Genomic DNA, 13,198 nt, shown 5'->3' on the forward strand with positions numbered 1-13,198 from the left:
TCACCTTTCTCGCCGTCCTCGCCGCTGACGCGCGTCCAGGTCTTGCCGCCGTCCACGCTCAGGTAGATGGCGTCGGGCTCGATGTTTTTGTTCTGCGAGTCGGTGGTGATTTGCTGTTCGTTGAGTTTCGCGCCCGTGGCCAGCTGAGGCAGCGGAGCGTCGTCGCCGGCGGGGCCTTGGTCGCCTTGCTCGCCCTGCGTGCCGTTGGCGCGGATGGGGTTGCCGTCGGTGTCGGTCAGGAGCTCGCCGTTCAGCGTCCAGTACCAGTTGCCGTCTTCGGCCTGCGCGGCGCCTATCTGCGGGGTGTCGCCCTTGTCACCCTTGTCGCCCTTCGTGCCGTGGTAGATGGTGATGGCGGGCGTGTTCAGGAAGCTGATGGTGAAGCCCACCTCCACGCCGTCCTTCACGACGGGCGTCACGGCGGTGATGTAGTCCGTCGTGCTGAGCAGCGTCTGTAGGGCCTCGATATTGGTGTTCGTTTCCGCCTGCCAGGCTTCGAGGGCGGCGATGCGCGCGGCCTGTGCGGCCAGTTCTTCGGTGTTTTGGTTCACTTGCTCCCAGAGTTCGGAGTCGTCGTACTTGCAGGCCGCCAAGGTCAGCGCGGCGAGCAGGAGGAGGGTTAAGGTCTTTCTTGCTTTCATATAGTTGTCCGATTAAAATTGGTTCTCATAGCATTTGCCGGGGGAGGCGGACGCACCGTGGTGCGTCCCTACAACGAGTGCGTGTTGCAAATGTAATAAAACGCGTCGTTTAATCAAGCAAAAAAACGAGTTTTTCTGTAAAAAAAGTTCCTTGTACCACGGGACGCAATCTTTAACCTATCCTAATATTCGCCCGCAGGGGTGCGTATTTAAATACGAAATACTTATCTTTGCCACGTTTTTATAAAAACTCGCAGATTATAACGTTATATCATCTACACAACTGAATGAAACAGTACAAGTTCGTCAACAACCTGACAGGTTGGATTACTTTCTTCATCGCGGCCACGGTCTACTGCCTGACCATCGAGCCGACCGCCAGTTTCTGGGACTGCCCGGAATTCATCACCACCGGTTATAAACTGGAAGTGGGACACCCGCCCGGAGCACCGTTTTTCATGCTCGTGGCCAACTTCTTCTCGCTCTTCGCCTCCGGCCCCTCGGAAGTGGCACGGATGGTGAACTACATGAGCGCGCTGATGAGCGGCGCCTGCATCCTGTTCCTGTTCTGGAGCATCACGCACCTGGTGCGCAAGCTGGTAGTGAAGGACGAAAACCACATCACCCGCGGACAGATGGCCACCATCATGGGTAGCGGCGTAGTGGGCGCGCTGGCCTACACGTTCAGCGACACGTTCTGGTTCTCGGCCGTCGAGGGCGAGGTATATGCGTTCTCGTCGCTGTTCACCGCCATCGTATTCTGGCTCATCCTGAAGTGGGAAGACGTGGCCGACCAGCCACACTCCGACCGCTGGCTCATCCTGATAGCCTATCTGACGGGCCTCAGCATCGGCGTCCACCTGCTGAACTTGCTCTGTCTGCCCGCCATCGTGCTGGTATATTACTATAAGAAAGTGCCTAACGCCAACGCCCGTGGCTCGCTGCTGGCGCTCATCGGCTCTGCCGTGCTGGTAGCCGTGGTGCTCTACGGCATCGTGCCGGGCATCGTGAAGGTGGGCGGATGGTTCGAACTGCTGTTTGTCAACACGCTGGGCATGCCGTTCAACACGGGCGTCATCGTCTACATCATCCTGCTGGCCGCCTGCCTCATCTGGGGCGTGTACGAGAGCTATACAGAGAAAGACAAAATGCGTATGGCCATTTCGTTCGTCCTGACCATCGCCATGCTGGGCATCCCGTTCTACGGACACGGAGCAGGTGCCGTAGTCATCGGCATCATTGTCATCGCCCTGCTGTGGCTCTACCTTAACCCGAAGACGCAGGACCGCCTGAAAGAAAAATACCGCGTCAGCGCCCGCACGCTGAACACCGCCTTGCTGTGCACCATGATGATGGTCATCGGCTACTCGTCGTACGCCCTCATCGTCATCCGCTCCACGGCCAACACGCCGATGGACCAGAACTCGCCCGAAGACATCTTCACGCTGGGCGAATACCTGGGCCGCGAGCAGTATGGCACACGCCCGCTGTTCTACGGACCCGCCTACACTTCGAAGGTAGCCCTCGACGTGAAGGACGGCTATTGCCAGCCGCGCATCTCGTACAATGGCACCAAGTTCATCCGCAAGGAGAAGGCTACGCCCGACGAGAAAGACTCGTACATCGAGATACCCGGACGCGTCGACTACGAATATGCACAGAACATGCTCTTCCCCCGCATGTACAGCAGCACACACACCCAGCAGTATGAAGCCTGGCAGGACGTCAAGGGCTACGAAGTGCCCTACGACCAGTGCGGCGAAATGATCATGGTGAAGATGCCTACGCAGTGGGAGAACATCAAGTTCTTCTTCTCCTACCAGCTGAACTGGATGTACTGGCGCTACTTCATGTGGAACTTCGTGGGCCGACAGAACGACATCCAGGGCTTCGGCGAGATAGAGCACGGCAACTGGATCACGGGCATCGACTTCATCGACAACCTGCTCATAGGCGACCAGACTCTGCTCCCCACCGACCTGAAGGAGAACAAGGGACACAACGTGTTCTACGGTCTGCCGTTGCTACTCGGTATCATCGGCCTGCTGTGGCAAGCCTATCGCGGACAGAAGGGTATCCAGCAGTTCTGGATCGTGTTCTTCCTGTTCTTCATGACGGGTATCGCCATCGTGCTCTACCTGAACCAGACGCCCAGCCAGCCGCGTGAACGCGACTACGCTTACGCCGGTTCGTTCTACGCCTTTGCCATCTGGATCGGCATGGGTGTCGCCGGCCTCATCCAGCTGCTGAGCAAGTGGATGCGGAGCAAATCCGCCGCCCAAGCCGAAACATCGGGCGAAAGTGAGGAAGCTCCCGAACTGAAACCCTCGCTGGCCGTTGCCCTCATCGTCTCCGTCGTCTGCCTCCTCATCCCCATCCAGATGGCCAGCCAGACCTGGGACGACCACGACCGCAGCGACCGCTACATGGCACGCGATTTCGGGCAGAACTACCTGATGTCTCTCCAGGAGAGCGGCAACCCCATCATCTACACCAACGGCGACAACGATACTTTCCCCCTGTGGTACAACCAGGAGACCGAAGGCTTCCGCACTGACGCCCGCACCTGCAACCTGTCGTACCTCAACACCGACTGGTACATCGACCAGATGAAGCGTCCGGCCTACGACTCGCCGTCGCTCCCCATCACCTGGGACCGCATGGACTACGTCGAGGGAACCAACGAATACATCACCGTCCAGCCTGAATACAAGAAGAGCATCGACGCCCTCTACGCGCAGGCCGAAAAAGAAGCTCTCGCAGGCAACCCCGAAGCCAAGATCAACGTACAGAAGGAATTCGGTGAGAATCCCTACGAACTGAAGAACATCCTGAAGTACTGGGTACGCAACAAGAACAAGGACCTGCAAGTAATCCCCACAGACAGCGTGGTCATCAAAGTGGACAAGGAAGCCGTACGCCGCAGCGGCATGCTGCTGCCGGGCGACTCCATCCCCGACTACATGCCTATCAAGCTCCGCACCAAGGATTCGCAGGGCAACTACCATCCCAAGCGCGCCCTCTACAAGAGCGAGCTGATGATGCTCGAAATGCTGGCCGAAGCCAACTGGGAGCGTCCCATCTACATCGCCGTCAGCGTAGGACAGGAAAACCAGCTCGGCTTGGACAACTACTTCATCCAGGAAGGTCTCGCCTACCGCTTCACACCCTTCGACACGAACAAGACCGGCGTGAAGATAGACAGCGAAAAGATGTACGACAACCTGATGAACAAGTTCAAGTTCGGCGGCATCGACAAGCCCGGCATCTATATCGACGAGAATGCCATGCGCATGTGCTACTCGCACCGCCGCATCTTCGCACAGCTTATCGGACAACTCCTGGCCGAAGGCAAGAATGACAAGGCACGCGCCGCACTGGAGTATGCCGAGAAGATGATTCCGGCCTGCAACGTGCCCTACGACTGGCAGAACGGCTCCCTACAAATGGCCGAAGCCTGGTACAAGCTGGGCGAAATGGAGAAAGGCGACCACATCGCCCAAGCCCTTGCCGACAAGGCCGTCGAATACATGACCTGGTACATGAGCCTCGACGAAGGCCGCTTCATGATTTCCAGTCGCGAGTTCGAGTACCACTGGGCACTCCTCAGCGAAGAAGTCAAGAAAATGGAGCAATACAAGTCACCGTTGGCCGAAACCTATCGCGCCAAGTTGGAAGAACTGTATGAAATGTATGTAAACAGAATGAAAAGGTAAATTAGCGGTAAGCAGTGAGTGGTGAGCACTCCATCCGGAGGACACTCATCACTCACTGCTCCACCACTAACCGTTAACCACTAATCACACTACTACCGTGTTTATCGAACAACCTCCCGAACTGTTTCGAAAACTCTATCCCAGCGCCCTGTGGCGGATGAACCCCGACGAGAAAGCCGTCTACCTGACTTTCGACGACGGGCCTATCCCCGTAGTCACGCCCTGGGTACTCGATCTGCTGGACCAACACAACATCAAAGCCACCTTCTTCATGGTGGGCGACAACATTCGAAAACACCCCGAAGAATTCCGCATGGTTGTAGAGCGTGGCCACCGCATCGGCAACCACACCTTCAATCACATCCGCGGTTTCAGCCGCAGATATTTCACCTCCTACAGCTACCTGGAGAATACGGAAGAGGCACACGACTTCATGCTCTCCATCTGCGATCCCGAAACGACCGACAAAGCCCTCCACCCCCTCCTGTTCCGTCCGCCTCATGGCCATATGGGATGGGCGCAATACATGCTACTGAAGCGCAAGTACAAAATCGTCATGTGGGATCTCGTCACCCGCGACTACAGCAAGAAGCTCCGCGGCCCGCAAGTTCTGGCCAACGTCATGCGCTACGCCCGCAACGGCTCCATCATCACTTTCCACGACTCCCTCAAGTCGTGGGACAGCGGCAATCTGCAATATGCCCTCCCCCGCGCCCTCAACTTTCTGGAGGAAGAAGGGTATGCGTTCAAGCTGCTGTAAGCAAAACTGTGGCCATCTGACACAGTGCTTTCTGGTCATCTAACACAGTGCTTCCTGACTTCCTCATACAGTGCTTCATCAGACCATAACGAAGCACTGTGTCGCACCCCGACAAAGCACTGTGTCAGAACGGACGCCACAACGGACAGGAAAGACAAGGGAACAAAGAGTGCAGACGCGCAGGTACATGTCTTAAATCTCCTTAACAAAAGGCACGTAAGTCACTTTTTATTTGTTATTTTGCATCAAATTTAGGTGTGCTGTGCCCTAATTGTCCGCAAGCACACCCCCATAGGCCGGATTTTCGATGAATACACTCACTATAACAACCTGTCCATTGTGCGGCGGAAACCATTTGGAAAGGACGCTTACCTGTGTAGACCACTATGCTACAGGCGAAGTCTTCCATTTGTGCCGTTGTCAAGATTGCGGTTTCCTTTTCACGCAAGACTTCCCGACAGAAGCTGAAATCGGCCGTTATTACGAAACTCCAGACTATATTTCCCATTCGGATACGAAGAAGGGTGCCATGAATCGCATCTATCACTGGGTGCGTCACTACATGCTGAAGCGGAAAGCAAAGCTGGTGATGCGTGTCACCCACCGCAAGGACGGACGCCTGCTCGACATTGGTACGGGTACGGGCTATTTCGCCGATACAATGAAGCGGCTGGGATGGCAAGTAGAAGCTGTGGAGAAGAATGCCTCCGCCCGCGAATTCGCCAAGGCGCATTTCGGACTGGAAGTACAACCGGAAACAGCCCTGAAAGACTATACGTCGGGAAGTTTCGACGTCATCACGCTTTGGCACGTATTGGAGCATCTGGAGCATCTGGACGAGACATGGGAAACTCTGAACACCTTGCTGACAGACAAGGGAATGCTGCTGGTAGCAGTTCCTAACTGTTCTTCGTACGATGCCCGCAAGTATGGAGCCTACTGGGCTGCCTACGATGTACCCCGACACCTGTGGCACTTCACTCCCTCTACCATCCAGCAGTTTGCTTCGAAGCATGGTTTCATCATGTCCGAACGCCATCCGATGCCGTTCGACGCGTTCTACGTGTCCATGCTTTCCGAGCGCTACATGAACCGTTCGCTCCCTTTCCTGCGCGGGATGCTGACGGGGACAGTGGCATGGTTCAGTTCGTTGGTACATAAAGAGCGCAGCAGTTCAATGATCTATGTATTCAGAAAAAAGAGTCTATGAAGTCCAAGCCTACCCATCACACGACCTCCCTCTTTGACATGCAGTTTGTCACTTCCTGCATCAGTACGACATTGGTTCTGCTGTTGTTGGGCATGGTGGTATTCTTCGTGCTGGCTGCCCACAACTTGTCAGTGTATGTAAAAGAGAATATCAACTTCTCGATCGTCATCAGCGACGACATGAAGGAGCGCGACATCCTGCGCCTGCAAAAGAACTTGAATAAGGAACCTTTCGTGAAGAGTACCGAATACATTTCCAAAAAACAGGCTTTGGAGGAACAAACCGAAGCAATGGGCACCGATCCGCAAGAATTTCTGGGCTATAACCCCTTCTCGGCCTCCATCGAAGTGAAGTTGAAGTCGGCCTATGCCAACACGGACAGCATCGCCAAAATAGAAAAGCAGATCCGAAAGAATACCGATATACAGGACGTGCTTTATCAAAAAGAATTGGTAAATGTGGTAAACGACAACATCCGCAAGATCAGCCTGCTGCTGCTAGGTCTCGCCGTCATACTGACCCTGATATCATTTGCACTGATCAACAACACTATACGATTGGCTGTTTACTCCAAACGTTTTCTGATACACACCATGAAGCTGGTGGGAGCCAACTGGAACTTCATTCGACGCCCCTTCTTGCGTCGTAACTTCTGGACAGGCGTATTGGCGGCAGCTTTGGCTGACGGCCTTCTGTGGGGTGCCGCTACCTGGCTGGTAGAAAAGGAGCCTGAACTGGTAAAAGTCGTCACCCCCAAAATCATGCTGCTAGTATCAGTAGCCGTATTGCTTTTTGGCGTGCTTATCACATGGTTATGCGCCCTTTTCTCGGTCAACAAATACCTCCGCATGAAAGCAGGTGCGCTTTATCGCATTTAAGATCAGTCTGACAATAAAAAAAGATTTAAGAATATGGATAAGAAAAAATTTGCTTTCGACAAGACCAACTTCATTCTGCTGGCCGTGGGTATGCTGGTGGTCATCATCGGCTTTGTGCTGATGACGGGCCCTTCGTCCACGCCGACGCACTTCGAGCCCGATATCTTCAGTGCGCGCCGCATCAAGGTAGCTCCTGTAGTGTGCCTGCTGGGCTTCCTGTTCATGATTTATGGCGTGTTGCGCCGCCCCAAGGATGAAAATGTTTCAGAAGAAGAATAACATAAATTGAATAGATAAACAATATGGGTGATTTGACTACATGGGAGGCAATAATTATTGCTGTAGTGGAAGGATTGACGGAATTTTTGCCTGTTTCTTCTACTGGACATATGATTATAACACAGAATATGTTGGGAGTGGAGAGCACAGAGTTTGTGAAGGCTTTTACTGTAATTATACAATTTGGCGCCATTCTTTCGGTCGTATGTTTGTATTGGAAGCGTTTCTTTCGTCTGAACCATACGCCTGCTCCGCAAGGTGCGTCTTCTCTACAACGCTTTCTGCATAAATTTGATTTTTATTGGAAGTTACTTGTAGCTTTTATACCGGCTGCTGTTTTAGGTTTTCTGTTCAGTGACAAAATAGATGCGATGCTTGAAAGTGTGGTAGTTGTAGCTGTAATGCTTGTGATAGGGGGCATTTTCATGCTATTTTGTGACCGTATCTTCTCCAAGGGCAGTGAGAAGACGGAAGTGACGGAAAAGCGAGCCTTCTTTATCGGTTTGTTTCAGTGTATAGCGATGATACCCGGAGTTTCTCGTTCTATGGCTACGATTGTAGGTGGTATGTCCCAAAAGCTGACGCGTAAAGATGCAGCAGAGTTTTCGTTCTTTTTGGCTGTCCCTACAATGTTTGCAGCAACGGCTTATAAAGTCTTGAAATTGTTTTTGGATGGAGGAACCGAGATTCTGGTCAATAATTTGTCTGCTTTGCTTATAGGTAACGTGGTTGCATTTATAGTCGCATTATTGGCTATCAAATTCTTTATCAGTTTTGTTACCAAATATGGATTCAAAGCTTTTGGCTGGTATCGGATTATTGTAGGAGGATTGATCATAATTATGTTGCTGTGTGGACACTCGCTGGAGGTCTTATAAAGATAGATGATGAATTTCAAGAAAGGAGAAGTCTTATACCTGAACAAGCCGTTGGGCTGGACATCGTTCAAGGTGGTGGGCCACGTGCGTTACCACATCTGCCGGCGGCTGGGCGTGAAGAAGTTGAAAGTGGGCCATGCCGGTACGCTCGACCCCCTGGCTACGGGTGTCATGATTGTGTGCACGGGCAAGGCAACGAAGCGGATAGAAGAGTTCCAGTATCACACGAAGGAGTACATCGCCACCATCCGGCTGGGCGCCACGACTCCTTCCTACGACCTGGAGCACGAGATAGATGCCGTCTATCCCACGGAGCACATCACCCGCGAGCTGGTAGAAGAGACGCTGAAACGTTTTGTCGGCGAGATACAACAGATCCCTCCCGCTTTCTCTGCCTGTATGGTGAACGGCAAGCGCGCCTATGACCTAGCGCGTAAGGGTGAGGACGTGGAGTTGAAACCCAAGTTGCTCGTAATTGATGAGATAGAGCTGTTGGAATGCAATTTGCCTGAAATAAAAGTACGTGTGGTATGTAGCAAAGGTACCTATATCCGTGCCCTGGCCCGCGACATCGGCGAAGCACTGAACAGCGGCGCCCACCTGACAGCCTTGGAACGTACACGCGTAGGGGATGTTCGTATTGAGGACTGCCTCAATCCGCTCGACTTCAAGGACTGGATCAATGCACAGGAAATAGAGACAGATACAGAAGAGGAACAATAAAATCAACCCAATATAAAAGAAAGGAAAGATATGAAACTGTCGCAATTCAAATTCAAGCTTCCTGAGGAAAGGATCGCTTTACATCCCACCAAGTACAGGGATGAGTCGCGTCTGATGGTGCTGCACCGCAAGACAGGGGAAATAGAACATCGGATGTTCAAGGACATATTGGACTATTTCGACGACAAGGACGTGTTTGTATTCAACGACACCAAAGTATTCCCCGCCCGCCTGTACGGCAACAAAGAGAAAACAGGAGCCCGTATCGAAGTATTCCTGTTGCGCGAGCTGAATGAAGAACTGCGTTTGTGGGACGTACTCGTCGACCCTGCCCGCAAGATACGTATCGGAAATAAGCTCTACTTTGGAGACGACGATTCAATGGTAGCCGAAGTCATTGATAACACCACTTCACGTGGACGTACCCTGCGCTTCCTTTACGACGGCCCGCACGATGAATTCAAGAAGGCACTCTACGCATTAGGAGAAACTCCATTGCCCCATAGCATCATCAACCGTCCTGTAGAACCAGAAGACGCCGAACGTTTCCAATCTATCTTTGCCCGCCACGAAGGTGCCGTAACGGCTCCAACAGCCAATCTGCACTTCAGCCGCGAGTTGATGAAACGCATGGAAATCAAAGGAATAGACTTTGCGTACATCACACTTCACGCAGGTTTAGGCAATTTCCGCGAAATCGATGTGGAAGATCTGACGAAGCACAAAACAGACTCTGAGCAGATGATTGTAGATCAAGAAGCCGTGAATATCGTGAATCGTGCCAAGGACCTGAACAAGCAAGTGTGTGCTGTAGGCACAACCGTAATGCGTGCCATCGAAAGTACCGTCAGCACCGACGGCCATCTGAAGACTTACGACGGCTGGACGAATAAGTTCATTTTCCCGCCCTACGATTTTACGGTAGCCAATGCAATGGTATCTAATTTCCACATGCCACTTTCTACTTTGTTGATGATTGTGGCCGCTTTCGGAGGATATGAACAGGTGATGAATGCTTACGACGTAGCTCTAAAAGAAGAGTACCGTTTCGGTACCTATGGTGACGCTATGCTTATTACAGATAAATAATCATTTAATGGAGGATTCTTCATTTATATATTATTTAGGTCTGGGTACCAATCTCGGCAATAAAGAGCAGAATCTTCGCGATGCTGTTCAGAAGATAGAAGAGCGGATAGGGAAAGTGGTTTCCCTGTCCGCTTTTTACGCAACTGTCCCTTGGGGATTTGACTCTGCAAACGGTTTTCTGAATGCAGCCTGTCGAGTTGATACGACCCTGCATCCCTTACAAATTCTGGAAAGTACACAAGCGATAGAGTACGAAATGGGACGTATAGGTAAATCTGTAGACGGTATTTATCACGACCGTATCATTGACATAGACCTGCTAATTTGCCTAGATATATCGGGCAGAGAAGTACTCATGGACACTCCGCAACTGAAGTTACCTCACCCATTGATACATCTCCGCGATTTTGTAATGAAACCACTAAAAGAAATAGCTCCTGAGCTGACATATTCAATCTTATCAAAACAAAAAGAAAATGAAAAAAATAGGATTGTTCATCCTGCTTCTATGGGTTATACTATGTATAAAAGCCCAAGAGAAGAATGAATTTACCGTATTGCAATGGAACATCTGGCAGGAAGGTACGCAGGTAAAGGGAGGATATGATGCCATTGTGGACGAGATAGTCCGCCTGAAACCCGACTTTGTAACACTCAGTGAAGTAAGGAATTATAAGAATACCCGCTTTTGCGACCGTATCGTCCAATCGTTGAAGCAACGAGGCGAAATTTATTATTCCTTTTTCAGTTATGATTCGGGACTGCTGAGCCGTTATCCCATTACAGATTCATTGACCGTTTTCCCCCCGAAGGACGACCACGGGAGCATTTACAAGATGGTAAGTTCCATCCACGGGCATCGAATAGCCGTCTATACGGCCCATCTGGACTACCTGAGCGATGCCTATTACAACGTACGCGGTTATGATGGCTCCACCTGGAAGGAAATCCCCATTCCGCAGACGGTGTGCGAAGTGTTGCAGGTGAACGACGCTTCCCTGCGCGACGACGCTATCCGCAACTTCATCGCCGAAGCGAAGAAAGACATTGCCGAAGGGACCATCGTGATATTGGGCGGCGACTTCAACGAGCCGTCACACCTCGACTGGACGCGCGAGACAAAAGACCTCTTCGACCACAACGGCCTGATTGTGCCCTGGACGGTTCCCCTGCTTCTAGACAACAACGGTTTTGTCGATACGTACCGCGAACTCTATCCCTACGTTATCAACTATCCCGGTTTCACTTTCCCTGCCGACAACCCGCTTATCCCCGTCGAGAAGCTGACGTGGGCACCCAAAGCCGATGAACGCGACCGTATAGACTATGTTTTTTACCATCCGCATCCGGCCGTTGAACTGAAGGATGCCGTCATCTTCGGCCCCCGTGGCTCCATCGTCAACAGCAAGCGTATGCCCGAAGAATCGAAAGACCGTTTCCTGCTACCTTTGGGCGTTTGGCCTACCGACCATAAAGGGGTGCTAGTAACTTTCAGACTAAAATAATCTTCGTGTAACGTTAATTTTGGCCTAAAGCATCGTTTCTTGAAGAAAAAGCGCTATCTTTGTACCCGAAATAACTATGTGGAAAGATTTGAGTAGCTTGCAACCACAGAAAAAAATGCTAAAACACATACTTTTCTGAACAGTACGGCCACGAGCCGATACTTCTACTCGCTGAACTTTCCCATTCAAACTTTGTTTTATTAATTATTATTTAACTGTTATTGAAATGGGATACTTGTTTACATCCGAATCGGTGTCTGAAGGACACCCCGACAAAGTGGCCGACCAAATATCGGACGCTGTACTTGACAAACTGTTGGCCTACGACCCTAGTTCGAAGGTAGCTTGCGAAACGCTGGTAACAACCGGACAGGTAGTACTGGCCGGCGAAGTAAAGACTAAAGCTTACGTAGACCTCCAACTCATTGCACGTGAAGTCATCAAGAAGATTGGTTATACGAAAGGCGAATACATGTTCGAGAGCAACTCATGCGGCGTGCTGAGCGCCATCCACGAGCAAAGCCCTGACATCAACCGAGGGGTAGAGCGTGAGGACCCCATGGAGCAAGGTGCAGGCGACCAAGGTATGATGTTCGGTTACGCCACCAACGAGACTGAGAACTACATGCCACTCTCACTCGACTTAGCACACCGCATCCTTCAGGTGCTGGCCGACATTCGCCGCGAAGGCAAACAGATGACCTACTTACGCCCCGACGCCAAGAGCCAAGTAACTATCGAATACGACGACAACAACACGCCTGTACGCATTGATACTATCGTCGTTTCCACGCAGCACGACGACTTCATCCAGCCTGCCGATGGTACGGAGGCTGCCCAACTGAAAGCCGATGAAGAAATGCTGGCCGTCATCCGCAAGGATGTCATCGAAGTGTTGATGCCTCGTGTCATCGCTTCTATCCATGCTCCGAAAGTGCTTGCTTTGTTTAATGACCACATCACCTATCACGTCAATCCTACCGGTAAGTTCGTAATCGGAGGTCCTCATGGCGATACCGGTTTGACGGGTCGCAAGATTATTGTAGATACTTATGGCGGTAAGGGTGCACACGGTGGTGGTGCTTTCTCCGGCAAAGACCCCTCGAAGGTAGACCGCTCGGCTGCCTATGCCGCTCGTCATATTGCCAAGAACCTTGTTGCAGCCGGTGTGGCCGACGAAATTTTGGTACAGGTCAGCTATGCCATCGGTGTGGCACGCCCCATCAACATCTACGTCAACACCTATGGACGTAGCCATGTGAACATGAGCGACGGTGAGATAGCCCGCAAGATTGACGAAATCTTCGATCTCCGCCCCAAAGCCATTGAGGATCGTCTGAAACTGCGTAACCCCATCTATCAGGAAACGGCAGCTTACGGACACATGGGACGTGAGCCTCAAATTGTGACCAAGCATTTCCGTAGCCGTTACGAAGGCAACAAGGATGTTACGGTAGAGCTCTTCACGTGGGAGAAACTCGACTATGTAGATAAGGTAAAAGCTGCTTTCGGATTATAA

Annotated in this window: 12 protein-coding genes; 11 read left to right on the top strand and 1 reads right to left on the bottom strand. The window is 51.7% G+C overall.

Translation table 11 applies throughout. The annotated features are described in order from the left end of the window. A partial coding sequence (locus HF894_RS13080; protein WP_218417851.1) for a PL29 family lyase N-terminal domain-containing protein occupies positions 1-641 on the bottom strand: 641 nt, incomplete at its 3' end. Positions 642-928: 287 nt separating this feature from the next. Here HF894_RS13080 and HF894_RS13085 point away from each other — a divergent pair. From HF894_RS13085 to metK, 11 genes are all read left to right on the top strand, one after another. Beyond that, positions 929-4,357 (top strand): protein O-mannosyl-transferase family, encoded by a 3,429-nt coding sequence (locus tag HF894_RS13085; RefSeq protein ID WP_204972945.1) that lies wholly within the window; start codon positions 929-931, stop codon positions 4,355-4,357. A 97-nt stretch (positions 4,358-4,454) separates the two neighbouring features. Further along, complete coding sequence (locus HF894_RS13090; protein WP_204972947.1) at positions 4,455-5,117, top strand: polysaccharide deacetylase family protein; 663 nt, start codon at positions 4,455-4,457, stop codon at positions 5,115-5,117. 307 nt (positions 5,118-5,424) lie between these two features. After that, positions 5,425-6,327 (top strand): class I SAM-dependent methyltransferase, encoded by a 903-nt coding sequence (locus tag HF894_RS13095; protein ID WP_204972949.1) that lies wholly within the window; start codon positions 5,425-5,427, stop codon positions 6,325-6,327. Further along, a complete protein-coding gene (locus tag HF894_RS13100; RefSeq protein WP_204972951.1) occupies positions 6,324-7,205 on the top strand; it encodes a cell division protein FtsX in 882 nt (293 codons plus the stop codon). The genes HF894_RS13095 and HF894_RS13100 overlap by 4 nt, the downstream gene beginning before the upstream one ends. A 33-nt stretch (positions 7,206-7,238) precedes the next feature. Continuing rightward, a complete protein-coding gene (locus HF894_RS13105; protein WP_075318174.1) occupies positions 7,239-7,484 on the top strand; it encodes a DUF3098 domain-containing protein in 246 nt (81 codons plus the stop codon). 23 nt (positions 7,485-7,507) lie between these two features. After that, positions 7,508-8,362: an undecaprenyl-diphosphate phosphatase gene (locus HF894_RS13110; RefSeq protein ID WP_022021780.1), complete on the top strand. Its 855-nt coding sequence runs from the start codon at positions 7,508-7,510 to the stop codon at positions 8,360-8,362. Positions 8,363-8,368: 6 nt separating this feature from the next. Beyond that, a complete protein-coding gene (gene truB / locus HF894_RS13115; protein WP_075318175.1) occupies positions 8,369-9,085 on the top strand; it encodes a tRNA pseudouridine(55) synthase TruB in 717 nt (238 codons plus the stop codon). A gap of 30 nt (positions 9,086-9,115) precedes the next feature. Further along, entirely contained in the window at positions 9,116-10,174 is a 1,059-nt protein-coding gene (gene queA / locus HF894_RS13120) for a tRNA preQ1(34) S-adenosylmethionine ribosyltransferase-isomerase QueA (protein ID WP_021846677.1), read from the top strand. A gap of 7 nt (positions 10,175-10,181) precedes the next feature. Then, positions 10,182-10,721: a 2-amino-4-hydroxy-6-hydroxymethyldihydropteridine diphosphokinase gene (gene folK, locus HF894_RS13125; RefSeq protein ID WP_204970188.1), complete on the top strand. Its 540-nt coding sequence runs from the start codon at positions 10,182-10,184 to the stop codon at positions 10,719-10,721. Next, positions 10,651-11,679 (top strand): endonuclease/exonuclease/phosphatase family protein, encoded by a 1,029-nt coding sequence (locus HF894_RS13130; protein WP_204970189.1) that lies wholly within the window; start codon positions 10,651-10,653, stop codon positions 11,677-11,679. Before folK ends, HF894_RS13130 begins: the two co-directional genes overlap by 71 nt. Before the next feature lie 226 nt (positions 11,680-11,905). Then, positions 11,906-13,198: a methionine adenosyltransferase gene (metK, locus tag HF894_RS13135; RefSeq protein WP_204970190.1), complete on the top strand. Its 1,293-nt coding sequence runs from the start codon at positions 11,906-11,908 to the stop codon at positions 13,196-13,198.

This window comes from Caecibacteroides pullorum, assembly GCF_019239235.1.
GTDB classification, from domain to species: domain Bacteria; phylum Bacteroidota; class Bacteroidia; order Bacteroidales; family Bacteroidaceae; genus Bacteroides; species Bacteroides pullorum.

Bases quoted from the DNA above. Each gene is read 5' to 3' on its own strand.
- HF894_RS13085 (WP_204972945.1), top strand. From the start codon at position 929: ATGAAACAGTACAAGTTCGTCAACAACCTGACAGGTTGGATTACTTTC.
- HF894_RS13095 (WP_204972949.1), top strand. From the start codon at position 5,425: ATGAATACACTCACTATAACAACCTGTCCATTGTGCGGCGGAAACCAT.
- HF894_RS13100 (WP_204972951.1), top strand. From the start codon at position 6,324: ATGAAGTCCAAGCCTACCCATCACACGACCTCCCTCTTTGACATGCAG.
- HF894_RS13105 (WP_075318174.1), top strand. From the start codon at position 7,239: ATGGATAAGAAAAAATTTGCTTTCGACAAGACCAACTTCATTCTGCTG.
- HF894_RS13110 (WP_022021780.1), top strand. From the start codon at position 7,508: ATGGGTGATTTGACTACATGGGAGGCAATAATTATTGCTGTAGTGGAA.
- truB (WP_075318175.1), top strand. From the start codon at position 8,369: ATGATGAATTTCAAGAAAGGAGAAGTCTTATACCTGAACAAGCCGTTG.
- queA (WP_021846677.1), top strand. From the start codon at position 9,116: ATGAAACTGTCGCAATTCAAATTCAAGCTTCCTGAGGAAAGGATCGCT.
- folK (WP_204970188.1), top strand. From the start codon at position 10,182: ATGGAGGATTCTTCATTTATATATTATTTAGGTCTGGGTACCAATCTC.
- HF894_RS13130 (WP_204970189.1), top strand. From the start codon at position 10,651: ATGAAAAAAATAGGATTGTTCATCCTGCTTCTATGGGTTATACTATGT.
- metK (WP_204970190.1), top strand. From the start codon at position 11,906: ATGGGATACTTGTTTACATCCGAATCGGTGTCTGAAGGACACCCCGAC.